Origin of the sequence: Agrococcus jejuensis (assembly GCF_007679035.1) — a bacterium.
In the GTDB taxonomy this organism is placed as follows: domain Bacteria; phylum Actinomycetota; class Actinomycetes; order Actinomycetales; family Microbacteriaceae; genus Agrococcus; species Agrococcus jejuensis_A.
Genome location: NZ_VEFR01000001.1, coordinates 1,334,493 through 1,360,468 on the forward strand (window position 1 = coordinate 1,334,493; position 25,976 = coordinate 1,360,468).

A 25,976-nucleotide genomic window follows, 5' to 3' on the forward strand; every position below is an offset into this window, starting at 1 on the left:
CGTCAGCGCACGACGGCGTAGCCCTGCTCGCCACGCGGGTTCGCCGCCGCGCGCACGGTGCCATCGGGCGCACGGCTCGCGAGGCTCAGCCTGCCGAGGCTCCACTCGCCCACGTCGGTGACGCGATGCCCGCGGCGGCGCAGCTCCTCGATGACGTCGGTGCCGAGGCGCGACTCCACGTGCAGTCCGCCCGGCTCCCACACGCGCGGGTCGAACGACGACACGAGGTGCGTCGTGTGCCACGCGGGCGCGTCGATCGCCGCCTGCGGACCGAGGCCGAGCACGCCCATGCCGAGCAGCATCGAGAGCTGCCACGAGTCCTGCTGGTCGCCGCCCGGCGTGCCGAACGCCGCGACCGTGCCGTCGTCGTGCAGGGCCATCGAGGGGGAGAGGGTCGTGCGGGGACGGATGCCCGGCGCCATCGACGTCGTGAGCCCCTCCTCGAGCCACAGCATCTGCGCGCGCGTGCCGAGGCAGAAGCCCAGGCCCGCGATCGCCGGGCTCGACTGCAGCCAGCCACCGCTCGGCGTGGCGGAGATGACCATGCCGTCGGCGTCGACGACGTCGAGGTGGCACGTGTCGCCGCGCGTGGGCTCGCCCGCGCCGGCGGCGCGCTGAGCGCCCTCGACCTGCACCGCGGGGAATCGGGGGGCACCGTGCAGCGCGCCGGGGCGCAGCTCGAGCGACGCCTCGGCGCCGATGAGCGCACGGCGCTCGGCGAGATACGGCTCGTCGAGCAGGCCCGTGAGGTCGGCGCCGTCGCCGAACCACGCGTCGCGGTCGGCGAAGGCGAGCTTCGCCGCCTCGGTCGCGAGGTGCACGAGGTCGGCGTCGAACCGATCGGCGCGCGTCGGCAGCAGCGGCTCGAGGATGCCGAGCTGCGCGAGCAGTGCCGGCCCCTGCGTCCACGCGCCGCACTTCAGCACCCGGCGGCCGCGCCAGTCGAGGCCGATCGGCGCCTCCCACGTCGGTCGCCATGCGGCCATGTCCTCGCCGCGCAGCAGCCCGGGATGCGCGTCGCCCGTCGCGTCGACGACCGGCGTGCGCACGTGCGCGTCGACGGCCTCGGCGACGAAGCCCTCGCTCCACGCGGCGATCGCGGCGTCGCACGCGGCCTCGCGGCCGAGGCCGGCACCCGCATCGGCGAGCCTGCGGTAGGTCTGCGCGAGCAGCGGGTTGCGGATGCGCTGCCACGGCTCGGGCACGCCATCGGCGAGCCACAGCGCGGCCGACGTCGGCCACTCGGTGCGGAAGCGCTCGGCGCTGCCTGCGATCGTCGCGGCGACGCGCGGCAGCACGTGGTGCCCGCGGTCGGCGAGGTCGATCGCGAACGACAGCGCGTCGGCCACCGACCAGGTGCCGAGGTCGCGCAGCAGCGTGAGCCATGCGGGCACGGCGCCCGGCACGACGGCGGCGAGCAGCCCCGTGCCCGGCACGTGGTCGACGCCGAGCGCGCGATGCGCCGCGATCGTCGCGCCCGCGCCCGTCGGGCCCTGGCCGCTCAGCACGCGCGGCTCGGAGCCCGGCACGTGCACGATCGCCGGCAGGTCGCCGCCCGGCCCGTTGAGGTGCGGCTCGACGACGTGCAGCACGAAGCCGGCGGCGACCGCCGCGTCCGCCGCGTTGCCGCCGCGCTCGAGCACGGCCATGCCGGCGCTCGATGCGAGCCAATGGGTCGACGCGACGGCGCCGACCGTGCCGTGCAGCTCGGGTCTCGTCAGCACGAGCTAGAGCTGCGCCTGCGCACGCGTGAGCACGTCGCGCAGGATGCCCGTGATCTCGGCGAACTCGGGCTCGCCGATCGTGAGCGGGGGCGACAGCTGGATGACGGGGTCGCCGCGGTCGTCGGCGCGGCAGTAGAGCCCCGCCTCCCACAGCTCCTTCGACAGGAATCCCCGCAGCAGGCGCTCGGACTCGGGCCCGTCGAACGACTCCTTCGTGCCCTTGTCCTTCACGAGCTCGATGCCGAAGAAGTACCCGTCGCCGCGCACGTCGCCGACGATGTCGAGGTCGAGCAGCGACTCGAGCGACGCGCGGAACAGCGGGGAGTTCGTGCGCACGCGCTCGAGCAGCCCCTCGTCCTCGAAGAGGTCGAGGTTCGCGTTCGCGACCGCCGTCGAGACCGGGTGGCCGCCGAACGTGTAGCCGTGGCTGAACATGGCGTCGCCCTCGCGGAACGGCTCGTACACGCGGTCGTTCACGACCGTGCCGCCGAGCGGCGCGTAGCCGCTCGTCACGGCCTTCGCGAACGTGATCATGTCGGGCTCGTAGCCGTAGGCGTCGCACGCGAACATGTGACCGATGCGGCCGAACGCGCAGATGACCTCGTCGCTCACGAGCAGCACGTCGTGCCGGTCGCAGATCTCGCGCACGCGCTGGAAGTAGCCGGGCGGGGGCGGGAAGCAGCCGCCGGCGTTCTGCACGGGCTCGAGGAACACGGCGGCGACGGTGTCGGCGCCCTCGAACTCGATCATCTCCTCGATGCGGTCGGCGGCCCAGATGCCGAACTCCTCGTCGGTCGTGCCGGTGAAGCCCGACTCCTCGGCGCGGTACCGGTTCGTGTTGGGCACCCGGAAGCCGCCGGGCACGAGCGGCTCGAACATCTGCTTGAGCGAGGGGATGCCCGTGATGGCCAGGGCGCCCTGCGGCGTGCCGTGATAGGCGACGGCGCGCGAGATGACCTTGTGCTTCATGGGCTTGCCCTGGATCTTCCAGAACTGCTTCGCGAGCTTGAACGCCGTCTCGACGGCCTCGCCGCCGCCCGACGAGAAGAAGACGTGGTTCAGCGAGCCGGGCGCGTACGACGCGATGCGGTCGGCGAGCTCGATGGCCGGCGGATGCGCGTACGACCACAGCGGGAAGAACGCGAGCTCCTTCGCCTGGCGCGCCGCGGCCTCCGCGAGCGACTCGCGACCGTGGCCCGCGGCGACGACGAAGAGGCCCGCGAGGCCGTCGATGTACTGCTTGCCGGCGTCGTCGTAGATGTGGTGGCCGGAGCCCTTGACGATGATGGGCGTCTGCCCTGCCTCGAGCGCCGACTGGCGCGCGAAGTGCATCCACAGATGGTCGGCGGCCTTGGCCTGCAGGTCGTTCAGCTCGGTCATGATCATGCCCTCCTAGCGGGTGCCCCAGTCGTAGCGCTGCTCGACCAGTCGCATGTACAGGAACGTCTCGGTCGCGGCGACGCCCTCGATGGTGCGCACCTCGGTGTTCAGCAGCTCGATGAGCGCGTCGTCGTCCTCGCACACGACCTCGGCGATGACGTCGAACGTGCCCGCCGTCATCACGACGTAGTCGATCTGAGGCAGCTCCGCGAGGCGCTCGGCCACCTTGACGGTGTCCCCCTGCACGCGGATGCCGACCATCGCCTGACGGCGGAAGCCGAGCTGCAGCGGGTCGGTGACGGCGACGATCTGCATGACGCCCGACTCGGTGAGGCGCTGCACGCGCTGGCGCACGGCGGCCTCGCTGAGGCCGACCTCGCGGCCGATGTCGGCGTACGACCTGCGGCCGTCGCGCTGGAGCCGCTCGATGATGGCCTTCGACACATCGTCGAGCGCAGGGCTTCTTCGATCGGACATGCATGCGATCCTGACCGATCGCACGGCCCGCCGCAAGGGATTCCGTCGTCTTGCATCGTCGTGCATGACGGATTTCGTCGTGAGGCACGCCGGGGGCGCGACGTGCACGACGGTCGCGCGCATCTGGGAGACTGGTGCGTGTGACGCACATCGGAGCGCCTGTCGGCGAGCACACGGGCCAGGGGCCGGCGAGCCAGACGTTCCAGGTGCGCTGGGCCGGCACGACCGACGTCGGCCTGCGCCGCGCGCACAACGAGGACAGCCTCGTGACGCAGCCGCCCGTCTTCGCCATCGCAGACGGCATGGGTGGACACAGCCACGGCGACATCGCCAGCCGCGTCGTCGTGGAGCGCCTCGGCGAGCTGGGCGGCCGCGACCGCGTCGAGCCCTCCGACGTCGTCGAGGCGCTGCGCGAGGCCACCGCCGACATCGCGCGCCTCGCAGGCGACGGCGACGCCGGCACGGGCACGACCGTCACGGGCTGCGCGTTCGCCGAGCACGACGGCGAGCCCTACTTCGCGATCTTCAACGTCGGCGACTCGCGCACGTACGCGATGCTCGGCGAGCGCCTCACCCGCATCACCGTCGACCACTCGGTCGTGCAGGAGCTCGTCGACGCGGGCCTGCTCGCGGAGGACGAGGCGGAGTCGCACCCCGAGGCCAACGTCGTCACGCGCGCCGTCGGCTTCAACTCCGACCCCGTGCCCGACTACTTCCTGCTGCCCATCATGCCGAGGCTGCGACTGCTCGTGTGCTCCGACGGGCTCACGAAGGAGATCCACGACGTCGACATCGAGCGCATCCTCGGCGAGCACGAGGAGCCGCTCGCCGCATGCGAGGCGCTCATCGACGCCGCGCTCGACTCGGGCGGTCGCGACAACGTGACCGTCGTCGTCGTCGACGTGCTCCGCGCACCCGAGGTCGAGGACGTCGACCGCACCGTGCCTCGGGCGACGCTGCGCGAGGACTGACCGTGGCCGCCAGGCTGCCGTCGTCACCTCCGGTGCTGCCTGGGTTCACGCACGTCCACATCCTCGGCAAGGGCGGGTTCGCCGACGTCTTCCTGTACGAGCAGAACCTGCCGCGTCGACCCGTCGCGGTGAAGGTCATGCACGCCGACCTCGTCGACGATCGCGTGCGCAGCGCCTTCCGCTCCGAGGTGAACCTCATGGGGCGCCTGAGCGCGCATCCCTCGATCCTCACGGTGTACTCGGCGAGCGTGTCGAGCGATGGCCGTCCGTACCTCGTCATGGAGCTGTGCTCGACGGAGATCGGCGACCGCTTCCGCCAGCGACCGCTCGAGCTCGACGAGGCGCTCGAGATCATGGTGCGCGTCGGCGGTGCGCTCGAGACGGCGCATCGCGCCGGCACGCTCCACCGCGACATCAAGCCCGCCAACATCCTCACGACCGCGTTCGGGCATCCCGTGCTGTCGGACTTCGGGATCGCCGCGAACATGCACCTCGGCGACCACGAGGCGGCGGGCGTCTCGGTGCCGTGGTCGGCGCCCGAGGTGCTGCGCGACGAGACGGCCGGCACGATCGCGAGCGAGGTGTGGTCGTTCGGCGCGACGCTGTACTCGCTCGTCGCCGGTCGCAGCCCCGCCGAGATCCGCGGCGGCCGCAACGGCACCGACGAGCTCTCGGCCCGCATCCTCGCCCACGACATCCAGGCCTTCGACGTCGATGCGCCGCGCACGCTCACGACGATCGTGCGGAAGGCGCTCGCGAAGGATCCCGCCGACCGCTACCTCGCGATCCTGCCGATGGTCGAGGACCTGCAGGCGGTGCAGGAGGAGATGGGCGTGCCGGTGACGCCGATCGACCTGCAGGAGCGACCGTGGTCGCGCGACCTCGACACCGGCGTCGACGAGCCGGTCGACGAGCTGCCGGTGCGCGTGCGCGCGGCGCGACGGCGCGCGCCGATGCGCGGTGCGCAGCAGATCGACATCTCGTCGTCGACGCAGGCTGCGACGCCCCCGAGCCGCAAGGGCCTCGTGTCGGTGCTCGTCGGCGCCGCGACGGCCGTCGTGCTCGGCGCCGTCGCGGTCGTCGCGGTCGCCGTCACGACGATCCAGGGTGCGATCCCCGTCGTCGAGGAGGTGCTGGCCGAGCCCGTCGACGGCGGCGTCGCGTTCACGTGGAGCGATCCGGGCCTCGTCGACGCCGACTCGTACCTCGTGACGACCGCGGCGGGCGACGCCGTGATCCAGCGCGCGACGACGTTCCGCCTCTCGGGCGCCAGCGGCGAGGAGCTGTGCGTCACGGTCTCCGTGAACCGCGACGGCCGCTCCGGCGACGGCGCGGAGGCGTGCGCGGAGGTGCCGTGAGCAGGGGGACGCGGATCGGTGGCATCGCGCTGGGAGGCGCGCTCGCCATCGCCGTCGTGACCGCAGCGACGCTCTGGCAGGGCAACGCGGCCCTCGACCCCGAGCTCGACGCGTCGAGCGTGTGGGTGGCGAACGCATCCGCCGACCTCGTCGGCGTCGTGAACACCCAGACCGACCAGCTCGAGTCGATCGTCGCGCCGGGCGGCGCCGCGAGCGAGGTCGTGCAGGGCTCCGCCGGCGTGCTCGTGGTCGACCGCGCCGCGAGCGTCGTGCGCGCGATCGACCCCTCGACGCTCGAGCGCGGACCCGCGGTGCTCGTCCCCGCCGGGTCGGACGTCCAGCTCGCCGGCTCCGCGGTGTCGATCGTCTCGCCGTCGAGCGGCGACGTGTGGGTGACCGACGTCGATGCCGTGCGCGGCGGCGAGGAGCTCGGGGAGCCCGTCGTGCAGCTGGGCCGCGGCGCCGTCGCCGCGCTGACGTCGACCGTGCTGTTCGCGGCCTCGCCCGGTCTCGGACGCGTGCTCGAGATCGACGTCGCGACCGGGGAGACGACGGCGTCGTCGGAGGCGCCGATGTCGCCCGACCAGCCGAGCCTGCAGCTCACGGCGGTCGGCTCGCGCTGGGTGCTGCTCGACACGACGTCGAACGTGCTCTCGAGCAGCGGCTGGCAGACGCGCCTGGAGTCGGAGGTCGCTGCGCTGCAGCTGCCCGGGCCCGCCTCCGGTCGCGTGCTGGTCGCCACCGAGCAGGGCATCGAGTCGCGCGAGCTGGGCGTCGAGACCGTCGAGAGCCTCGTCTCGGGGGTCTCGGGCACGCCGACGCGCCCGCTCGTGCGCGACGGCTGCGCGTTCGGCGCATGGTCGTCGGGGATGGCGTGGCGCGGCTGCGGCGCCGACGACGTCGCGCTCGACCTGCAGGGCGTCGCCTCGGGCGCGCAGCTGCAGCTCGCAGCCCGCGGCGACGCCGTCGTGCTCGCCGACGCGTCGTCGGGCGACGCGTGGACGATCACGCGCGATGGCGCGCTCGTCGACGACTGGTCGCTGCCGACGCCGCCCGAGGTCGCGCCCGGCGGCGAGGAGCCCGAGGATCCCGGCGCCGGTGCCGACGAGCCCGAGCAGCTGCCGCCGACGGCGACCGACGACGAGCTCGGGGCGCGACCCGGTCGCGTCGTGCTGCTGCCCGTGCTCGAGAACGACGTCGACCCGAACGGCGACACGCTCACGGTCGTCGACGTGCAGGGCGATCCCGCGGCATCCATCGCTCCCGACGGTCGCAGCATCCGCCTCGCCCTGCCCGCCGACGCGACGGGCGAGATCGTGCTGACCTACCGCATCTCCGACGGCGCGGGCGGCGAGGACGTCGCGACGGCCACCGTCGCGGTGCGCTCGCCCGAGGAGGACGGCCCGCCCGCGCCGCAGCGCGCCGTGCAGGTCGAGATCGCCCCGGGCGAGACGGTCGTCGCCAACGCGTTCGACCACTGGATCGACCCCGACGGGGACGCGCTCGTGCTCGTCGACGCGTCGAGCGACGCCGGCGACCTCGTGCGCTTCCGGGCAGACGGTCGCATCGAGATCACCGACGGCGGCGCCGGCACGGTGCGCGACCTGGCGATCGCCGTCTCCGACGGCACGACGACCGTGCGCGGCACGATCGGCCTCGTGCCGGTCGAGACGCCGCCGCTCGTCGCGGGCACCGTCACCGCGACGACGCGCGTGGGGCAGACGACGACGCTCGAGCCGCTGCTCTCGGCCCGAGGAGGCGCCTCGCTCGCGCTGCACAACGTCAACGGCCCCGCCGGCGTCGTCGTGGCGAGCTACGTCGACGACACGATCGGGGTGACGCCTGACGCCGTGGGCACGACGACGTTCACGTACGTCGTGAGCGACGGCGCCGAGACGGCGACGGGCCAGGTGCGCGTGCAGGCGCTGCCCGCCGTCGACGCGTCGACGCCCCCGCAGCCGACGCAGCACGCCGTGGGCGTGCTCGCCGGCGGCGTGATCGAGGTGCCGGTCGCCGACCTCGACGTCGATCCGGCCGGCGGCGTGCTCGTCGTGACGGGTGCGCGCACCGACTCCGATGCCGTGCGGGTCGACGTCGTCGACCAGGACCGCGTGCGCATCGAGCTCGCGGGTCCGCTGGCGGACGGAGCCACCGTCCGCTACGGCATCTCGAACGGCGTCTCGTCGGCGGAGGGCACGATCGAGATCGTCGAGCGCGACGCCGCCATGCAGGCGCCCATCGCGCGCGACGACGCCGTGCGCGTGCGACCGGGCGGTGCCGTCGACGTGCCGGTGCTCGCGAACGACGAGCACCCCGACGGCGCCGAGCTCGCCCTCGTGCCGAGCCTGCTCGAGCCCGCGGCGGCGGGCCTCGCGTTCGTCGACGGCGACCGGCTGCGCTACGTCGCGCCCGACGAGCCCGGCGAGGTCTCGGTGACGTACGAGATCCGCGGCCCCGACGGGCAGAGCGCGTTCGCGACCGTGCGCATCGTCGTGGCGGACTCCGACGCGGCGACGAACGTCGCACCGTCGCCGCCCACCGTCGACGCGCGCGTCGTCGCGGGCGAGACCGTCGACATCCCCATCGATCTCACGACCGCCGACCCCAACGGCGACGGCGTCTCGCTCGTGGGCCTCGCGACGCCCGCGAGCCTCGGCAGCGTCACGATCGTCGACGGCGGCACGCTGCGCTACGAGGCCGGCGGCTACTCGGCCGGCACCGAGACGCTGGCGTACGTCGTGGCCGACGACCTCGGCGCGCAGGCGCAGGGCACCGTGCGCATCGGCGTCGCGGCGCCGGACGGCGCCGTCGCGCCGCCGATCGCGGAGCCCGACGTCGTCGCGATGCAGCCGGACACGACCCAGACGGTCGACGTGCTCGCCAACGACCTCGATCCGGCCGGGCTCGCGCTCGACGTCGTCGGCGCCGACGCGCAGGGCGCGATCCAGGCCCGCGTCGAGGACGGCGAGGTGCTCGTGACGGCGGGTGCCGAGGAGGGGGAGTTCGGCGTCGTCGTGACGATCGAGTCGTCGCGCGGCGCGCAGGCCGTCGGCTGGCTGCGCGTCGTCGTGGACCCCGAGGCCGAGCCGCCCGCGCCTCGTGCGCAGGACGTGCGCGTGCCCGTGACGTCGATCCTCGATCGCGAGGAGATCGCGATCGACCCCATGGACGCCGTCACGGTCGCCGACGGCGCCATCGACGAGCTCGAGATCACGCTGCCGCTCGACGTGGCGGGCACGACGCTCGCCGCCGACGGCAGCATCCGCATCGACGTCGGACCGCGGACCCGCGTGGTGCCGTACACCGTGACGCGCGCCGACACGGGAGCGTCGGCCTCGGCGCTCGTCGTCGTGCCCGGCACGGAGGATGCGCTCCCGCAGCTGCGGCCCGACGCGCCACCGATCGTCGTGGCATCCGGCGAGACGATCGAGATCGACATCGACGACTACGTCGTGGCGGTCGACGGCGACCCCGTCATGCTCACCGACGCGTCGAACGTGCGCGCCGAGCACTCCGACGACGGCCAGCCCGTCGTCGACTCGCAGACGCTGCGGTTCACGTCGGCGCCCGGCTTCTTCGGCTTCGCGAGCATCGCCTTCGAGGTGACCGACGGCGACTCGCCGAACGACCCCGAGGGACGCGTGGCGCCCATCGTGCTGCCCATCACGGTCGAGCCGGGGGAGGGGCTGCCCGGTCGCGTGCTCGGCACGACGCTGCAGCTCGAGCAGAGCGGGTCACGACAGCTCGACCTCACGCGCATCACGACGGCACCCGATCCGACGGCCGTCGCCGAGTTCACGTGGTCGCTCGGTCCCGTGCCCGAGGGGTTCACGGCATCCGTCGTCGGCTCCGTGCTCACGGTCGAGGCGACGGGCGCCGCCATCGGCGCCGTCGGCGACCTCGAGGTGGCGGTGTCCGGGCCGAACGGCGAGGGGGTGCCCGGCGTGCTGCGACTCGTGACCATCTCGTCGACGAGGCCGCTCGCCCAGCCGCAGCCCGATCGCCTCGAGGTGATTCGCGGCGGGGCCGCGAGCATCGACGTGCTCGCGAACGACGAGGCGACGAACCCGTTCCCCGAGACGCCGCTCGTGCTCTCCGCCATCGACCAGTCGGGCGTGCCGCTCGGGGTGTCGCTGCAGCGTGACCCCGGTACCAGCACCGTCACCGTCCAGGCGTCGGACCTCGCGCAGGTCGGCACGACGACCGTGCGATACCAGGTGCTCGACGAGACCGGCGATCCGCGCCGCGCGGTCTGGAGCACCCTCACGATCGTGGTGCACGACGTGCCCGATCGGCCGGCGCCGCCGCAGCAGGCGACGGACGTGCACGTCGACGGCGGCCTCGTCGTGCGCATCACGCCGCCCGGCGACGGGAACAGCCCCATCACGGGCTACACGCTGCTCGGTCCCGGCGGCTACCGGCACGACTGCGGCCCGGCGACGACGTGCACGCTGGACGACCTGCCGGTCGGCGTCGACGTGCGCCTGCAGGTCGTCGCCCGCAACGCCGTGGGCACGAGCGAGCCGTCGTCGCCGTCGGAGCCCATGCATGCCGACCGCCTCCCCGCGCCCGTGACGGGCGTGTCGGCATCGCCCACCACGACGGCGGGCACGTCGATCGTGCGCTGGCAGGCTGGGACGGTGCCCGCGGGCGCGACGGGGATCACGGGCTACCTCGTGCGCGTGCAGGGCCCGGGCGTCGACGTCGTGCAGCGGCTCGACGCGAACGCCCGCGAGTCGACGGTGTCGGGCCTGCAGCCCGGACAGGCGTACCGCGTCGACGTGGCGGCGACGAACGACGCCGGCGTCGCCGACGCCGCCTGGCGCTACTCGACGCCGCTCGACTTCACCGCCGTCGGCCCGCCCGGCCAGACGACGGTGCTGCTCACGGGCTACGACGAGGCGAGTCGAACCGCTTCCGTCGTCTGGACAGCGCCGGCGTCAGGCGGCGCAGAGCTTCGCTACCGACTCGACGTCATCCAGGCGGGGGCGCCAGCCCCGACATGTTCGTCCAACGCCAACGGCACGCCCGCGGGACAGGCGACGACGTCCGGCTCGAAGGTGATGCCGTCGGGCGGGCGGGGTCAGGTCGTCGTGATCGCCGACAACGGCTACTTCTGCAGCGTCTCCCTGAGTGCGCCGGTTCTTCCCGAGGCACCTGCGGCTTCGGATGTCCAAGTCACGTTGGACGATGGCACTGAGGCCGCCCCTCGAGATGCGCGCGACATGCTTGTGACGCGCGTCACCCCGGACTCGGGGACCTCCATGGAGGTCAGGGTGCAGGGTCCCGGTGTCGGAGGTGCTTGGACGCCTGTGACGGTCGGTGATCGGCTGGTCCCCGCCGGACTCCAGTACGGACGGGACTACGTCGTCGACATCCGGCAATGCTCGCCCGGCCAGACGCTTGTGGCGTGCAGTCAGCCCCAGCGAGTCGGCACATTCACGCCCATCACCTTCGCGGCGGTGTTCACCATGCCTCTCGAGTGCCGCTGGAGCGAGCCGTTGAGAGCGCAGCCGCCCCAGAACGCCAATGCAACGAACCGCCTCGTCGCCATCTTCACCATGTCCGACGGCTCGACTCGCGAGGTCACGGCCGGGACCGGACAGGAGATCGTCGTGCCAGCCCAGGCGACCTCGGTGCAGCTCGTCGGCGAGGTAACGTCGGGTCTCGTGGATTCGATCCGCGGCAGGAACCTGCAACCATCGCCAGCCGCCGGCTGCGGCATCTAGGAGCACCGATGACCGACGACGTGACCGCCATCCGCGAGCTCGGCGACCGCATGGCCGAGGCCATCGAGCCCGTGCTCGTCGGCAAGAGCCACGTCGTGCGGCTCGCGCTCGCCGCGATGCTCTCGGGCGGCCACCTGCTCGTCGAGGACAATCCCGGCACGGGCAAGACGTCGCTCGCCCGTGCGCTCGCCGCGTGCATCGACGGGTCGGCGTCGCGCATCCAGTTCACGCCGGACCTGCTGCCCGGCGACATCACGGGCGTCAGCATCTGGGATCAGTCGACCGGTCGCTTCACGTTCCACGACGGCCCGGTCTTCGCGAACATCGTGCTCGCCGACGAGATCAACCGTGCGAGCCCGAAGACGCAGTCGGCGATGCTCGAGGTGATGCAGGAGGGTCGCGTCACGATCGACGGCAAGCCCAACGCCGTGCCGACGCCGTTCATGGTCGTCGCGACGCAGAACCCCATCGAGCAGTCGGGCACGTACCGCCTGCCCGAGGCGCAGCTCGACCGCTTCGCGCTGCGCACCTCGATCGGCTACCCCGACCACGCGTCGACGTTGCGCATCCTCGAGGGCTCGGCCGATCCCGTCGACCCCGGCACGCTCGCGCCGGTCGTCGACACGGCGCGGCTCCTCGAGCTCATCCGCGTCGTCTCGACGGTGCACGTCGACGCCGCGGTCGCCGACTACGTCGCGCGCATCGTGGATGCGACCCGCCAGTCGGGCGAGGTGCGACTCGGCGTCAGCGTGCGCGGCGCCCTGTCGCTCGTGCGCACGGCCCGCGCGTACGCGGCGCTCGACGGCCGCGACTACGTCACGCCCGACGACGTCAAGGCGCTCGTGATCCCCGTGCTCGCGCACCGCATCGTGCTCGAGCCCGAGGCCGAGCTCGACGGCATCACGCAGGAGACGATCCTGCAGCAGCTCATGCTCTCGACGCCGCCGCCGCGAGGACGCGACCGCTCGTGATCGAGCGGCTGCGGCGCAGGGCCGCGATCGTCACCGGCTGGGGGTGGACGCTCGTGGGCGTCGCGATCGTCGGCGGCCCCCTCGGCGTCGCGCTGGGCTGGATCGAGCTCGTCGTCGCGGCCTCCGCGGCGGCGCTGCTCGTGCTCGCTGCGCTGCCGTGGGTCGTCGGCCAGCGCGACGTCGACGTGCAGCTGGCGCTCTCCGCGGAGCGCGTGCCCGTCGGACAGCCCGCCCACGCGACGCTCGTCGTGCGTCGACCGGGCCGCATCTTCGCGCCGCGCGCGATCGACGTGCTCGTGGGCGACGTGACGTACCGCATCGACCTGCCGAGGCTCGACGCCGGCGACGAGTCGTCGCAGCGCCTCGTGCTCGACACCCGCAGGCGCGGCCGCGTCGTCGTGGGCCCCGCGACGGTGCTGCGCACCGATCCCTTCGGCATCCTCGAGCGCACCCATGTGCTCACGGTCGCGTCGGAGCTCGTCGTGCATCCGCGCATCGCCCGCATCCCCGCGGTCGCCGCCGGCCTCGTGCGGGACCTCGAGGGCGAGGCGGCGGCCGAGCTGACGGCCGACGACGTCGCCTTCCACAGCCTGCGCGACTACCACCCGGGCGACGAGCCGCGCCACGTGCACTGGCGCTCGACCGCCCGCACGGGGCAGCTGCTCGTGCGGCAGTTCGAGCCGTCGAAGCGCAGCGACACCCTCGTGTGCGTGTCGACGGCGGCCGAGGACTACGGCGCCGACGACTTCGAGCTCGCGCTCGAGATCGTCGCGACGATCGCGACCGGCGCGATCGCCGAGCGCCGACGCGTGCGCGTCGTCGAGAGTCCCGCGACCGGGCGGCTCGACCCGGCACCCATCGACGCCCGCACGCGCGACCGGCTGCTCGACGGCCTCACGGACCTCGCGACCGACCGCAGGCTCGGCATCGTCGACGTCGTGCGGTCGATCGCGCTCTCGCCGCAGGCGTCCGTCGCGTGGATCGTCGTCGGCAGCACGGCGGCGCCGCGCAGGCTGCGCGAGGCCGCCGGCCTGCTGCCGCCCGACGTCGCCCCGATCGTGCTGCGGGCCGACGCGCTCGCACCGCCGTCGGTCGGCAGGCTCGCGCGCGTGCCGGTGCTGACGGTCGGCCTGCTCGAGGACCTCGCTCGCGGCCTGCGCTCGGAGGCCCTCGCATGAGCGAGGTGCTCGCATGACGCAGTGGCGCCTCGCGGCGCTCACGACGAGCGTGCTCGCGATCCTCGCCGCCTGCCTGCCGATGGGCGCGCTGTTCGGCTCGACGCGCATCGTGCCCGTCGTCGCGACGGCGCTGCTCGTCGGCACCGGCATCGGCCTGCTCGGCTGGTGGCGGCGCTGGCCGGCGCTGTGGCTCATCCTCGTCGGCGTCGCCGCGTTCCTCGTCGTCGCGCCACCGCTCGCGGCGCCCGAGGCGCTCGCCGGCATCCTGCCGACGTTCGACGCGTACGGGATCGTCGTGCCCGCCGTCTGGCAGTCGTGGCGCGACATCCTCACGATCGCCCCGCCGGTCGGCGTCGGCGGCGGCGTGCTCGTGGCGCCGCTCGTGCTCGTGCTCGTCGGCTCGGCGATCTCGTCGTCGATCGTGCTGCGGCTGCATCGTGCCGAGCTCGCGGGGCTCGTGCCCGTCGCGATCGCCGCCTGGACCATCCTCTTCGGCACCGCCGATCCGTGGTCGCCCGTGCTGCACGCGGTGCTCGTCATGTCGCTCGTCGTCGTGCTCGTGTCGATCGTGCGCCAGGCGCGGCGTCGCCGGGCTGCGCCGCGCACGCTCTCGACCCTGTGGCGCCGCTCGATCGCCTCCCTCACGGTCGCGGCCGCCGCGATCGGCTGCGGCATCGTCGGCGGTGCCGCGATGGTCGGCGACCGCGTCGTGCTGCGCACGGATCCCGTCGTGCTCGACACGAGCGACCTCGACAGCCCGCTCTCGGCGTTCCGCGCATCCCACGACCCCGACCGACGGGACGACACGGTGCTCGTGGCGACGGGGATGCGGCAGGGCGATCGCCTGACCGTCGCGGTGCTCGACGCCTACGACGGCGTCGTCGCAGGCGTCGGCGACGCGGCGTTCGTGCGCATGCCGGCCGTGCCGCCCACGGGCGACGACGTGCTGGGCGTCGCGGTGCAGGACCTCGAGGGTCCATGGCTCCCGCACGTCGGCGACCCCGCGTCCGTGGGCTTCGTGGGCGCGCGCGCCGCGGTGCTGCAGGCGTCGCTGCATGCCGACGCCGACACGGGCGACCTGCTCGCGACCGCGGGGATCGAGGCGGGCGATGCGTACGAGGTCTCGTTCGCGCGCGCGGCGACCGTCGACGACCTCGCCACCCTGAGCCCCGCGGGCGCGCCCCGCCTCGACGTCGTGCCGCCCACCGACGCCGTCGCATGGCTCTCGGGCTGGACCGAGGATGCGACGACGCCCGGCGAGCGGCTCGCGGCGCTCGTCGCGGGGCTCGCCGCCGACGGGTACCTGTCGCACGGCGTCGAGGGCGATCCCGCGTCGCGGGCCGGCCACTCGGTCGCGCGCATCGCCGAGCTGTTCGACGGCGTCATGGTGGGCGACGGCGAGCAGTACGCCGTCGCGGCCGCGCTCCTCGCCGAGCAGCTGGGGTTCCCGGCGCGCATCGTCGTGGGCTACGTGCCGCAGACGATCGTCGACGGCGAGCCGACGACGGTCGTCGCCGGCGACCTCGACGCGTGGGTCGAGGTCTCGACGCAGGAGGACGGCTGGGTCGCGATCGGCGTGACGCCGCAGTCGCGCCCCATCCCCGAGGAGGAGTCGACCGCGCCGCAGCCGTCGACGCAGCCGCAGCCGCCCGCCGCACCCGTGCTGCCCGAGGGCGGGGTCGACCGCGGCGAGCAGCCGGCGGATCCCGTGCAGCCGCCGTCGCAGGCGGTCGAGGACGGCTTGCTGCGCACCGTGCTCGGCATCGTCGCGGCGACGCTCGGCGGCATGCTGCTCGTGGCCTCGCCCGTGCTCGTCGTCCTCGGCGCGAAGCTCTTGCGTCGCCGACGACGACGGCTCGCGTCGTCGCGCGCCGACCGGGTCGAGGGCGCGTGGAAGGAGTTCGTCGACGCCACGGTCGATCGCGGCCGCGATCGGCGACCGGGCGCGACGCGACTCGAGACGGCCCGCGGCGACCGCGAGGTCGCCTTCGCCGCGGCGATCGACCGCGCGCTCTTCGGCCGCCTCGACCCCGACGACGCCGCTGCCGACGCCGCGTGGGAGGCCGGCGACGATCTCGTCGACGGCCTCGACCGCGACCGCACGCGGCTCGAACGACTGCGGGCGCGCCTGTCGCTGCGGTCGCTGCGGGGGCGCTGAGGCTCCACAGGCGCTCGTCGTCCACAGGGCGTCGCGGCGATGCTCCGAGTGCGCGGTGGTGCCCGGCATCGTGCCTGCGTGCCCGATCGCCTCCAGCTGCCCACGCCGCCCGCCGAGCCGCCCGCCGCGTCGTTCCCCGTGCTGGCGAGCCTCGCGCCCGTCGTCGGCGCCGGCGCGCTGTGGCTCGTGACGCAGGTCTCGAGCATGCTGCTGCTCGCCCTGCTCGGTCCCGTGATCGCCATCGCGAGCCTCGGGGACGGGCGCATGCAGCGCCGCCGGGCACGGCGGCGGGAGGCCGCGCGCTTCGCACGCGACTGCGATGCGCTCGACGTCGGCATCCGCGCCGCGCATGCCGACGAGGCGCGCGCGCTCACCGACGCGCATCCCGACGCGCGCGCGTGCGCCGAGGCGCCCGCGAACCATCCCCATCGCTGGCGACATGCGGCGGGGCAGCCCGTGCCGGTCGTCCTCGGCGTCGGTGCCGTGCCGTCGTCGTCGGCGATCGACGGCTACCCGCACCGCCAGGCCGACGACGTGCAGCGGCGCGCGGATGCGCTGCGGGCGCACGCCGCCGAGGTCGACGCGCCGGTCGTCGTCGACGCCACGCTCGGCATCGGCGTCGTCGCGGGCCCAGGGGTGGGCGACGCGCACGTGCGCAGCCTCGCGCTGCAGGTGCTCGCGCAGCTGTCGCCGCGCGACGCCGCGGTCGTCGTCGAGGCCGACGAGACGTGGGCGTGGATCGACGCGGTGCCGCATCGCGTCGACCGGCAGGTGGTCGACGGCGGCGCGCTCGTGCGCATCCTCGGCGACGACCTCGAGGTCACGATCGCGAGCCGACCGACGGCGGACTCCCTGCCGCGCGACTGCCGCGTCGTCGTGGAGGCGCGGCTCGACGTCGTGCGCGTGCGCGAGCGCACGTGCGCACCCGAGCTCGTCTCGACGTTCGAGGCGGCCGCGGCGGCGGCGCGGCTCGGCGAGGCGGCGGCGCACGCGGGCATCGGCGGCGCGACGGCGCTCCCGTCGCTCGCGCCGCTCGCGGACCTCGCGCAGGATGCGCCCGGCGTGCTCCCCGCGACCTTCCTCGCGGCGCCGCATCCCATGGCGATCGACCTCGCGGTCGACGGCCCGCATGCCGTGGTGGGCGGCACGACGGGCTCCGGCAAGAGCGAGCTGCTCGTCGCGTGGATCGCGGCGCTCGCGCGCCGTCACGATCCCGCCGACCTCGCGGTGCTGCTCGTCGACTTCAAGGGCGGCGCGTCGTTCGAGGCGCTGCGCGGGCTGCGGCACTGCGTCGGGGTCGTGACCGACCTCGACGAGCACGGTGCCACGCGGGCGATCGAGAGCCTGCGCGCCGAGATCCGTCACCGCGAACGGCTGCTGCACGCCCAGGGCGTGCGGTCGATCGAGGAGGCGACGGGGCTCGGCCGGCTCGTGATCGTCGTCGACGAGTTCGCGGCGATGCTCCACGAGCAGCCCGACCTGCTGCGGCTCTTCGCCGACGTCGCCGCGCGCGGGCGCAGCCTCGGCATGCATCTCATCCTCTGCACGCAGCGGCCCGCCGAGGCCGTGCGCGACTCCGTGCTCGCGAACTGCGGCGTGCGCATCTCGCTGCGCGTGCCCGACGACGCCGACGCCATCGCCGTCACCGGCGTGCCCGACGCGGCACGCCTGCGACTCGACGAGCGCGGGCGCTGCGTCGTGCGCATCGCAGGGCATGCGACGGTGCACGCGCAGTCGGCGCTCGCCGACCCGGCGCTCCTCGCCCGGCTCGTCGCGGACTCGCACGTGCACGCGGCACCGCGCAGGCCGTGGTGCGACCCGCTGCCCTCGCGCATCCCCGCCGAGACGCTGCCCGCCGCGTCGGGCGATGGGATCGTGCTCGGTCTCGTGGATCGCCCGTCGCGCCAGCGCGTCGACCCGCTCGCGTGGCGGCCGGCCGTCGACGGGCCGCTGCTCGCGCTCGGCGCGGCGGCGAGCGGCAAGAGCGCGCTCGTCGACCTGCTCGCGCGCGCGGGCGCCGACGTCGTGCGCGACGAGGAGTCGCTGTGGGACGCCGTGCACGAGCCCATCGCACCCGGCGTGCTCGCGATCGACGACGTCGACGCGCTGCTCGCCCGGCTCGACGACGAGCACGCGCACGAGGTCGCGGCGCTCCTCGCACGGCGCATGCGCGAGGGCGCAGGCGTCGGCCATGCCGTCGCGCTCACGGCACGGCGAGCGACGGCCGCGATGGGGCAGCTCGCGCCGCTCTCCGACACGCGCGTGCTGCTGCGGCTCGCGTCGCGGCAGGAGCACGCGCTCGCGGGCGGCGCGATGGACCGCTACGACGCCACGATGCCGCCTGGCGCCGCCTGGGTCGCGGGGGAGCGCGTGCAGCTGAGCCTCGCCGACGCGTCTGCCGTGGCCCGTACGCCGCAGCGCGTCGCGATGCCCTCCGGCCCTCTCGCGGTCGTCGCCGCGACGCTCGACGACGTCCCTCGCGGTCTCGGTGCGACCGGCACGCCGGCGGCGCCCGCCGACGTGACGGTCGGCACCGTCGGCGAGTGGGAGGCCGCGTGGGGCGCCCTCGACCGTCTGCGGGTCGACCGACCGGTCGTCGTGCTCGGCGTCGACGATCGCATCGCCCGGCAGGTGCTGCGCGGGGCGCCGCTCTCGCCGGTCCTGCGGGGCGAGCGGCGCTGGGTGCTCGTCGGCGGCGTCGCGAGCCGGCTGGCCTAGGCGGTGGCGGTCGCGGCTGCCTGGAAGCGCGTGGCGTCGGCGAACGGCAGCGGCACGGTCGGCTCGGCGCCCAGCGCGACCTCGGCGAGGTGCTCGCCGATCGCGGCGGCGTGCTTGAACCCGTGGCCGTTGCAGCCACCGCCGACCGTGAGCCGCTCGCCGACGCGCCCGAGGACGAACTGGTGGTCGGTCGTTCGGCCGTACATGCAGGGCCGCACATCCGTCGGCGTCGGGTCGAGGCCGGGCAGCGCCGTGGCGGCGAGCCTCGACACGAGCGCGCCGTCCCTGGGGTCGCTGCTGCCGAGCAGGTCGTCGGGCTCGATCGGCACGAACGCGGGGTCGTCGGCCGGGCCGAGCTTCACGAGACCGCCCGGCTGCGCGCCGTGGCCCCACATCCACGCGTCGCCGACCGCCACGACGACGACGCCGAGCGCCTCGGCCGCGTGCTGCGCCTCCTGCCCGGGGCGCGGCGCGAACCACGTCACGAGCGTGCGCGTGGGCGTGACGCCCAGGCCCGGCACGAGTGCGCCGGTCCAGGCGCCGGCGGTCACGACCACCTGGTCGAATCGCTCCTCGCGGCCGTCGACGCGCACGATGCCGTCGGCGGCGTCGGTGGCGTCGACGCGCGCGCGCTCATGGAGCGTCGCGCCGGCGTGCCGCGCCGCAGCGGCCGCGGCGAGCACCGACGGCTCCGCCGCGAGGATGCCCGCTGCCGGGTCGACGACGCCGACGGCATCGTCGCCGATGCGCAGCATGGGCCAACGCGCACGGATCGCGTCCGCATCCAGCAGGGCATGCTCGACGTCGGTCGCCGCGGCGACGGCGAGCGAGTCGCGCACGAGCGCCGAGTCCGCCGGTCCGATCGAGACGCCGCCCGTCACGGTGAGCAGGGGCTCGCCCGACACCCGCTCGAGCTCGCGCCAGAGGGCGGCGGAGCGCTCGGCGAGGGGCACGAGCCCCGCGTGCTCGACGCACAGGCGGCGGTAGAGCCGCGTGGCGCCGTGCGACGATCCGCCATCGTGGCCGATGACGCCCGCCTCGTAGCCGACGACGTCGGCGCCCGCCTCGGCGAGGCGCCACGCCGTCATCGAGCCCCAGGCGCCGAGCCCGATGACGGCGACGCGCATCAGAGCGCGGCGAACGCCTCGTCGATGACGCCGATCGCGTCCTCGAGCTGGGCGTCGGTGATCGCGAGGCTCGGCAGGAAGCGCAGCACGTTGTAGTCCGTGCCCGCGGTGAGCACGAGCACGCCCTGCTCGCCGGCGGCCTTCGAGATCGGCGCCGACGGCACGGGGTCGCCCGTCGCGGGGTCGACGAGCTCGATCGCGAGCATCGCGCCGTGGCCGCGCACCTCGGCGATGACGTCGTGCTTGGCGGCGAGGGCATCGAGCAGGGGCCGCAGCACGGCCTCGATGCGCTGCGCCTTGCCGTTGAGGTCCGACGACGTGACCTGCTCGAGCACCGCGACGGCCGCAGCGCACGACACGGGGTTGCCACCGAACGTGCCGCCGATGCCGCCCGTGTGCACCGAGTCCATGATGTCGGCGCGGCCCGTGACGCCCGCGAGCGGCAGACCGCCCGCGATGCCCTTGGCCGACAGCACGAGGTCGGGCACCCAGCCGAAGTGCTCCGACGCGAACGTCCTGCCGGTGCGGCACACGCCCGACTGCACCTCGTCGGCGATCATGACGACGCCGTTCGCGGTGCACCACTCCTGCATGGCGGGCAGGTAGCCGTCGGCGGGCACGATGAAGCCGCCCTCGCCCTGGATCGGCTCGACGACGAGGCACGCGAGGTCCTCGACGCCCACGTGCTTCTCGAGGTACCAGATCGTGCGCTTCGCGGCCGCGGCGCCGTCGAGGCCGTCGCGCAGCGGGTACGAGCCGGGCGCGTGGAAGATGTCGGATGCGAGGGGGCCCATGCCGCTCGCGTACGGCGCCGGCTTGAAGTTCATCGTCATCGTGAGGTTCGTGCGGCCGTGGTAGCCGTGCTCGAGCACCGCGACGGCGCGGCGACGCGTGTGCTTGCGCGCGATCTTCACGCCGTTCTCGACGGCCTCCGAGCCCGAGTTCACGAAGAACGAGCGCTTCTCGAAGTCGCCGGGCGTCAGCTCGGCGAGCAGCTCGGCGACGCGCACGTAGGACTCGTAGGGCGTCGTGCCGAACAGCGAGTGCGTCAGCCGCGCGACCTGCTCCTGCACGGCGGCGACGACGGCGTCGTTCGTGTGGCCGACCGTCGTGACGCCGATGCCGCAGCCCAGGTCGATGAAGCGGTTGCCGTCGACGTCGGTGATGATCGCGTCGTGCGCCTCGGCGATGAAGACGGGCAGCTGGCTCGGCACGCCCTGCGGCACCACCTTCGCCTTGCGCGCGAGCAGCTCCTGGCTGCGCGGACCCGGGATGGGGGTCGTGACGGAGCGGGACTGGGGTGCGAGCACGTCGGTCATGCCCTCGATCCTACGCTCGGCCCGGCGGGCGACCCGCGTGCCTGGCTAGCCTGGGTGGCATGCGTCATGAGTACCGCGTCGGGGTGGAGTGGACGGGTGCCGGCGACGTCGGCACCGAGGGATACCGCTCGTACGCCCGCGACCACGTCATCCGCGTCGACGGCCTGCCCGAGATCCTCGGCTCCGCCGATCCGACGTTCCGCGGCGATCGCACGCGCCACAACCCCGAGCAGCTGCTCGTCGCGGCGCTCGCGCAGTGCCACATGCTCTCGTACCTGCATCAGGCGGTCACGCGCGGCATCGTCGTGACGGCCTACGACGACGTCGCCGAGGGCACGATGGTGACGCAGGGCACGGGCGGCGCCTTCGAGCGCGTGCTGCTGCGGCCGCGCGTGACGGTGCGCGACGCCGACATGGCCGACGTGGCGCTCGAGGCGCACCTGCAGGCGTCGAAGGACTGCTTCATCGCGTCGTCGGTCGCGTTCCCGGTCGAGCACGCGCCGACGATCTGGCACGACGGCGTGCTCGTGGCGGGGGAGACCGGCGGCGACGCCGGCGCGCACGCGTGAGACGCATCCTGCTGCTCGGGTCGACGGGGTCGATCGGCACGCAGACGATCGAGCTCGCGCGAGCGCATCCCGACCGGTTCTCGATCGTCGGGCTGGCGGCGGGCTCGGATGCCGACGGCCTGGCGGCGCAGGCCGACGCGCTGGGCGTGCCGGCGTCGGCGACGGCGCTGGGGGCCGACGACGCGGTGCGCCTCGTGGAGGACGTCGCGTGCGACGTCGTCGTGAACGGCATCACGGGGTCGGCGGGGCTCGCGCCGACGCTCGCGGCGCTCGCGACCGGGGCGACGCTGGGGCTCGCGAACAAGGAGTCGCTCGTCGTCGGCGGCGACCTCGTCATGGCGGCGGCGGCGCCCGGGCAGATCGTGCCGGTCGACTCCGAGCACTCGGCGATCGCGCAGTGCCTCGCGGCAGGTCGTGCCGACGAGGTGCGGCGCCTCGTGCTGACGGCGAGCGGCGGACCCTTCCATGGGTGGGATCGCGACCGGCTCGCGTCGGTGACGCCCGCGGACGCGCTCGCGCATCCGACGTGGTCGATGGGCCGCGTCATCTCGACGAACTCGGCGACGCTCATGAACAAGGGCCACGAGGTCATCGAGGCGCATGCGCTGTTCGGCGTGCCGCTCGACGACGTGGCGGTGACGGTGCATCGCCAGTCGATCGTGCACTCGATGGTCGAGTTCGTCGACGGCTCGACGATCGCCCAGTGCTCGCCGCCCGACATGGCGCTCGCGATCGCGCTCGCCCTCGACGGCTCCGCGCGCGTGCCGGGCGCCGTCGCGCCGATCGACTGGACGCGCGCATCCACCTGGACGTTCGAGCCGGTCGACGACGACGGCCCCCTCGCGGGCATCCGCCTGTCGCGGGCAGCAGCCGGACGCGGCGGCACGGCGCCGGCGGTGCTCAACGCGGCGAACGAGCAGGCGGTGCACGCGTTCCTCGACGGCCGCATCGGCTTCCTCGACATCCTCGTCGTCGTCGAGCGCGTGCTCGACGCGCACGACCCGGCCGCGGCGACGCTCGAGGCGATCGCCGACGCCGAGTCCTGGGCGCGCGCCACCGCCGACGCGCAGATCGCCGCCACCGCGTCCTCCTGACCGCCGCCCGCCCTGACTGGTCGCTCGTGGTGGTGACTGGTCGCTCGTGGTGGTGACTGGTCGCTCGTGGTGGTGACTGGTCGCTCGTCGCAGCCGACTGGTCACCGGTGGTGGGGATCGGTCGCTCGTGGGAACGACGAGTGACCAGTCGACTCCGGCCGCCACCCCGGGCGACCGGCCGAGCGGCTCAGGCGGGCGCGACCTCCACGGCGATCTGCGCCGCGTCGAGGGCCGCGACGACCGCGACCGCGTCGTCCCAGTACGACTCGTAGTGGTACGGATCCTGGTTCACCTGCACGGTGTGCGCCACGATCGTCGGCGCCATCCCATCGCGCGCCGCGACGTCGTCGAGCGCCTGGTAGAACAGCACGGCCGAGCCGTACGCATCCATCCGCACCTCGTAGGGGCCCCACCCGGTGCGCTGCTGGAACAGGCCGCGGGAGTCGGGGCCGGCGTCGTCGCCGAAGTCGACGACGATGAGGCTCGACTCGCCCATCGCCGTCATGACCGCGATGGTGCGGTCGCGGTCGGACAGCCCGAGATCCGAGCCCGCCTGCAGGATGATCGCGGCGTTCGTCAGCTGCTCGCGGTCCCAGCCGGCGACGCCAGAGGGCACGTCGCCCGTCACGGTCGCCGTCTGCTCCCACGGCTCGATGCGCGGCTGCAGCACCCAGGCGAGCACGATGATCGCGACCGTCGCCGCCGCCACCAGGCCCGTCGCGATGCCGACGCGACGCCGATCCTGCGCCGCGAGGCGAGCGCGCGCAGCCGCCGACCGTGGCCGGCGCGCACCGCGCGTCCGACGACGCGCGGGCGCGCGGCGGGTGCGGGTGGATGCGGGCACCCGGCAAGGGTAGGCGCGGAGCCCATGGGCGAGCCATGCCCGATGCGTGCCGCGACCCACAGCATCGCCGCGTAGCATCGGCAGGCGATGGATTCGGTCCTGCTCTACGTCCTCGGCGTCGTCATCCTCGTGATCGGCCTCGCGGCCTCGATCGCGCTCCACGAGGTCGGCCACCTCGTGCCGGCGAAGCGCTTCGGCGTGCGCGTGGGCCAGTACATGATCGGGTTCGGGCCGACGCTCTTCTCGCGCAGGAAGGGCGAGACGGAGTACGGCCTGAAGGCCATCCCGCTCGGCGGCTACATCTCGATGGCCGGCATGTTCCCGCCGCGTCGCGAGGGCGAGGCGTCGCGCACCGCATCCACCGGCTTCTTCGACACGCTCGTGCAGGATGCGCGCGACGTGTCGGCGGAGTCGGCGGAGGGCGTGGGGGAGGAGCGCACGTTCTACCGCCTGCCGGTGTGGAAGCGCATCGTCATCATGCTCGGCGGGCCGTTCATGAACCTGCTGCTCGCCGCGATCCTCTACGCGATCGTGCTGTGCGGCTTCGGCGTCGCGCAGCCCGGCACGACGATCGCGTCGCTGTCGGAGTGCGTCATCCCGGCCAGCCAGGACCGCACGGCGTGCGAGACGTCCGACCCCGCCGCTCCCGCTGCCGCGGCCGGCATCGAGCCCGGCGACGTCATCGTCGCGATCGATGGCGCGCCCATCGCGTCGTGGGCCGACGTGCAGGCGGGCATCCGCGACGACGCGGGGCAGGAGCTCACGTTCACGGTCGAGCGCGACGGCGCCGACGTCGACCTGCAGGTGACGCCCCTCGCGACCGAGCGGTACGTGACGGATGCCGACGGCCAGATCGTGGAGGTCGACGGCGAGCCGCAGGTCGAGACGGTCGGGTTCATCGGCATCGGGCCGCAGTACGAGATCGTGCAGCAGTCGATCGCCGAGGTGCCCGTCGCGGTCGCCGACAACGTCGTGCGCGTCGCCCAGGTCATCGCGACGCTGCCCGTGCGCCTCGTCGAGGTCGGCCAGGCGGCGTTCGGCGGCGGCGAGCGCGACCCCGAGGGGCCGATCTCGGTCGTCGGCGTGGGTCGCATCGCCGGCGAGATCGCGTCGCTCGACCAGGTGCCGATCGCAGAGCGCGCGTCGTCGATGCTCGGCATCCTCGCGTCGCTCAACGTGGCGCTGTTCGTCTTCAACCTCGTGCCGCTCATGCCGCTCGACGGCGGCCACGTGCTGGGCGCGGTGCTCGAGGCGATCCGCCGCGGCTTCGCGAGGCTGCGCGGCAAGCCCGACCCGGGCCCGATCGACACGGCCCGCTGGGTGCCCGTGACCCTCGCGGTCACGGTGGTGCTCGGCCTCATGAGCGCCCTGCTGATCTACGCCGACATCATCAACCCCATCTCGATCCTCCCCTGACCGAGCCCCTCGCCCGTCCCGTTTCGGGCCCGACTGGTCACTCGTTGGATCGACTGGTCGCTCGTTGGGGTGATCGGTCACTCGTTGTGCCAACGAGTGACCAGTCAAGCCGGACGACCCGCACCGAGCGCGGCCGCTACTCGCGGCAGGACGAGGCGCGCAGGATCCCGCAGGTGGTCCTTCGTCACCCGGATCACCGTCCATCCGAGGCTCGCCAACGCCGCGAGGCGGTCGATGTCCCGCGCGTACTGCCGGTCGTCGAGTCGATGCTGCTCGCCGTCGTACTCGAGCGCGATCCTCAGCGCCGGCCACGCGAGATCGACGCGCGCGACGAAGGTGCCCTCGTCGTCGAAGACGTCGACGTTGCACCGAGGTTCGGGATGTCCGGCTCCCGTGACCAGGAGGCGGAGCTGCGTCTCCCTCGGCGATTCGACGCCGGGCCGCGCCATCGCGATCGCGCGGCGTAGCAGCGGCAGTCCGCGCGCGCCCTTGAAGTGGTCGAGCCGTTCGAGCATCGCAGCCTTCGACGAGTGCGCGGCGTTGCGCTCCTGCAGCAACCAGTCGGCCACGGCGACGAGCTCGTGCAGCGTGAGGACCGTCGCGAGGTGGACGAACGTGTCGAGCGGGTGCTCGACGCGAATGCCATCGACCTCCACGACCTCGGCCTTGAGACGGTGACCGACGACGCCGGCGCGGCGCATCCGCGATCCCATCGTCGGCGCCGCCAGGTGCACGTCGTCGTGCGACAACCGCCCTGGCATCGGCATCCCATGGACGCGAGCGGCTGTCGTATGCGAGAGGAACTGCTCCGCGCTCGCGATGCTGCGCACGGCGTCGAGGAACTGCGCCCTCGTGACCTGCGGCTCGCGACCGACGATCCGCACGCCCAGCAGCGGCGCGACCAGGCCCGATCCTCGCAGCTCGTCTCGAGTCATGCCTCGTG

General features: G+C 74.0%; 17 protein-coding genes. 10 read left to right on the forward strand and 7 right to left on the reverse strand.

Features of this window, described 5'->3' with window-relative positions; genetic code table 11:
* Positions 1-2: 2 nt before the first annotated feature.
* The 3 genes from FS793_RS06460 to FS793_RS06470 all read right to left on the reverse strand — a co-directional run bounded on the left by FS793_RS06460 (position 3) and on the right by FS793_RS06470 (position 3,581).
* On the reverse strand, positions 3-1,649 hold the full coding sequence (locus FS793_RS06460; RefSeq protein ID WP_144719810.1) for a gamma-glutamyltransferase: 1,647 nt from the start codon (positions 1,647-1,649) through the stop codon (positions 3-5).
* 78 nt (positions 1,650-1,727) lie between these two features.
* Entirely contained in the window at positions 1,728-3,104 is a 1,377-nt protein-coding gene (locus tag FS793_RS06465; protein ID WP_144719590.1) for an aspartate aminotransferase family protein, read from the reverse strand.
* Between the two features lie 12 nt (positions 3,105-3,116).
* Positions 3,117-3,581 (reverse strand): Lrp/AsnC family transcriptional regulator, encoded by a 465-nt coding sequence (locus FS793_RS06470; RefSeq protein ID WP_144719591.1) that lies wholly within the window; start codon positions 3,579-3,581, stop codon positions 3,117-3,119.
* Positions 3,582-3,721: 140 nt separating this feature from the next.
* Between FS793_RS06470 and FS793_RS06475 the strand changes: the two genes are divergently transcribed.
* The 7 genes from FS793_RS06475 to FS793_RS06505 all read left to right on the forward strand — a co-directional run bounded on the left by FS793_RS06475 (position 3,722) and on the right by FS793_RS06505 (position 18,664).
* The gene (locus FS793_RS06475) at positions 3,722-4,552 is read left to right on the forward strand and encodes a PP2C family protein-serine/threonine phosphatase (protein ID WP_144719592.1); all 831 of its coding nucleotides are present in this window, start codon (positions 3,722-3,724) and stop codon (positions 4,550-4,552) included.
* 2 nt (positions 4,553-4,554) lie between these two features.
* On the forward strand, positions 4,555-5,910 hold the full coding sequence (locus FS793_RS06480; protein ID WP_186329361.1) for a serine/threonine-protein kinase: 1,356 nt from the start codon (positions 4,555-4,557) through the stop codon (positions 5,908-5,910).
* Positions 5,907-11,639 carry an Ig-like domain-containing protein gene (locus tag FS793_RS06485; protein WP_144719594.1) on the forward strand — a complete coding sequence of 1,911 codons (5,733 nt, stop codon included), beginning with the start codon at positions 5,907-5,909 and terminating at the stop codon, positions 11,637-11,639. Before FS793_RS06480 ends, FS793_RS06485 begins: the two co-directional genes overlap by 4 nt.
* Positions 11,640-11,647: 8 nt before the next feature.
* A complete protein-coding gene (locus FS793_RS06490; RefSeq protein ID WP_144719595.1) occupies positions 11,648-12,610 on the forward strand; it encodes an AAA family ATPase in 963 nt (320 codons plus the stop codon).
* Positions 12,607-13,788 (forward strand): DUF58 domain-containing protein, encoded by a 1,182-nt coding sequence (locus FS793_RS06495; protein ID WP_144719596.1) that lies wholly within the window; start codon positions 12,607-12,609, stop codon positions 13,786-13,788. The genes FS793_RS06490 and FS793_RS06495 overlap by 4 nt, the downstream gene beginning before the upstream one ends.
* 13 nt (positions 13,789-13,801) lie before the next feature.
* Positions 13,802-15,946 carry a transglutaminase-like domain-containing protein gene (locus FS793_RS06500; RefSeq protein ID WP_144719597.1) on the forward strand — a complete coding sequence of 715 codons (2,145 nt, stop codon included), beginning with the start codon at positions 13,802-13,804 and terminating at the stop codon, positions 15,944-15,946.
* Positions 15,947-16,024: 78 nt separating this feature from the next.
* Positions 16,025-18,664 carry an FtsK/SpoIIIE domain-containing protein gene (locus FS793_RS06505; protein WP_186329362.1) on the forward strand — a complete coding sequence of 880 codons (2,640 nt, stop codon included), beginning with the start codon at positions 16,025-16,027 and terminating at the stop codon, positions 18,662-18,664.
* Here the strand turns inward: FS793_RS06505 and solA are convergent.
* Together solA and FS793_RS06515 are read right to left on the reverse strand one after the other, a co-directional pair.
* Positions 18,661-19,791 carry an N-methyl-L-tryptophan oxidase gene (gene solA / locus FS793_RS06510; RefSeq protein WP_144719599.1) on the reverse strand — a complete coding sequence of 377 codons (1,131 nt, stop codon included), beginning with the start codon at positions 19,789-19,791 and terminating at the stop codon, positions 18,661-18,663. The two genes, FS793_RS06505 and solA, sit on opposite strands and share 4 nt — an antisense overlap.
* Positions 19,791-21,110: an aminotransferase class III-fold pyridoxal phosphate-dependent enzyme gene (locus FS793_RS06515; RefSeq protein ID WP_186329363.1), complete on the reverse strand. Its 1,320-nt coding sequence runs from the start codon at positions 21,108-21,110 to the stop codon at positions 19,791-19,793. Before FS793_RS06515 ends, solA begins: the two co-directional genes overlap by 1 nt.
* A gap of 59 nt (positions 21,111-21,169) precedes the next feature.
* On the opposite strand from FS793_RS06515, the gene FS793_RS06520 reads away from it, so the two are divergent.
* Together FS793_RS06520 and FS793_RS06525 are read left to right on the forward strand one after the other, a co-directional pair.
* The gene (locus tag FS793_RS06520; protein ID WP_144719600.1) at positions 21,170-21,679 is read left to right on the forward strand and encodes an OsmC family protein; all 510 of its coding nucleotides are present in this window, start codon (positions 21,170-21,172) and stop codon (positions 21,677-21,679) included.
* The gene (locus FS793_RS06525) at positions 21,676-22,773 is read left to right on the forward strand and encodes a 1-deoxy-D-xylulose-5-phosphate reductoisomerase (RefSeq protein WP_144719601.1); all 1,098 of its coding nucleotides are present in this window, start codon (positions 21,676-21,678) and stop codon (positions 22,771-22,773) included. The genes FS793_RS06520 and FS793_RS06525 overlap by 4 nt, the downstream gene beginning before the upstream one ends.
* A 187-nt stretch (positions 22,774-22,960) precedes the next feature.
* On the opposite strand, the gene FS793_RS06530 is transcribed toward FS793_RS06525, so the two are convergent.
* On the reverse strand, positions 22,961-23,617 hold the full coding sequence (locus FS793_RS06530; protein WP_144719602.1) for a peptidase M23: 657 nt from the start codon (positions 23,615-23,617) through the stop codon (positions 22,961-22,963).
* Between the two features lie 87 nt (positions 23,618-23,704).
* Here FS793_RS06530 and FS793_RS06535 point away from each other — a divergent pair, with 87 nt between their 5' ends.
* Positions 23,705-25,033, forward strand: coding sequence for a M50 family metallopeptidase (locus FS793_RS06535; protein ID WP_144719603.1), 1,329 nt, complete (start codon positions 23,705-23,707; stop codon positions 25,031-25,033).
* A gap of 104 nt (positions 25,034-25,137) precedes the next feature.
* Here FS793_RS06535 and FS793_RS06540 read toward each other — a convergent pair whose 3' ends face one another.
* The gene (locus FS793_RS06540) at positions 25,138-25,968 is read right to left on the reverse strand and encodes an endonuclease domain-containing protein (RefSeq protein ID WP_186329364.1); all 831 of its coding nucleotides are present in this window, start codon (positions 25,966-25,968) and stop codon (positions 25,138-25,140) included.
* Positions 25,969-25,976 lie beyond the last annotated feature (8 nt).

Excerpts from the sequence above, each read along its gene's own strand:
- FS793_RS06460 (WP_144719810.1), bottom strand. The coding sequence starts at position 1,649 with ATGGCCGTGCTCGAGCGCGGCGGCAACGCGGCGGACGCGGCGGTCGCC.
- FS793_RS06465 (WP_144719590.1), bottom strand. The coding sequence starts at position 3,104 with ATGACCGAGCTGAACGACCTGCAGGCCAAGGCCGCCGACCATCTGTGG.
- FS793_RS06470 (WP_144719591.1), bottom strand. The coding sequence starts at position 3,581 with ATGTCCGATCGAAGAAGCCCTGCGCTCGACGATGTGTCGAAGGCCATC.
- FS793_RS06490 (WP_144719595.1), top strand. The coding sequence starts at position 11,648 with ATGACCGACGACGTGACCGCCATCCGCGAGCTCGGCGACCGCATGGCC.
- FS793_RS06500 (WP_144719597.1), top strand. The coding sequence starts at position 13,802 with ATGACGCAGTGGCGCCTCGCGGCGCTCACGACGAGCGTGCTCGCGATC.
- solA (WP_144719599.1), bottom strand. The coding sequence starts at position 19,791 with ATGCGCGTCGCCGTCATCGGGCTCGGCGCCTGGGGCTCGATGACGGCG.
- FS793_RS06515 (WP_186329363.1), bottom strand. The coding sequence starts at position 21,110 with ATGACCGACGTGCTCGCACCCCAGTCCCGCTCCGTCACGACCCCCATC.
- FS793_RS06520 (WP_144719600.1), top strand. The coding sequence starts at position 21,170 with ATGCGTCATGAGTACCGCGTCGGGGTGGAGTGGACGGGTGCCGGCGAC.
- FS793_RS06535 (WP_144719603.1), top strand. The coding sequence starts at position 23,705 with ATGGATTCGGTCCTGCTCTACGTCCTCGGCGTCGTCATCCTCGTGATC.
- FS793_RS06540 (WP_186329364.1), bottom strand. The coding sequence starts at position 25,968 with ATGACTCGAGACGAGCTGCGAGGATCGGGCCTGGTCGCGCCGCTGCTG.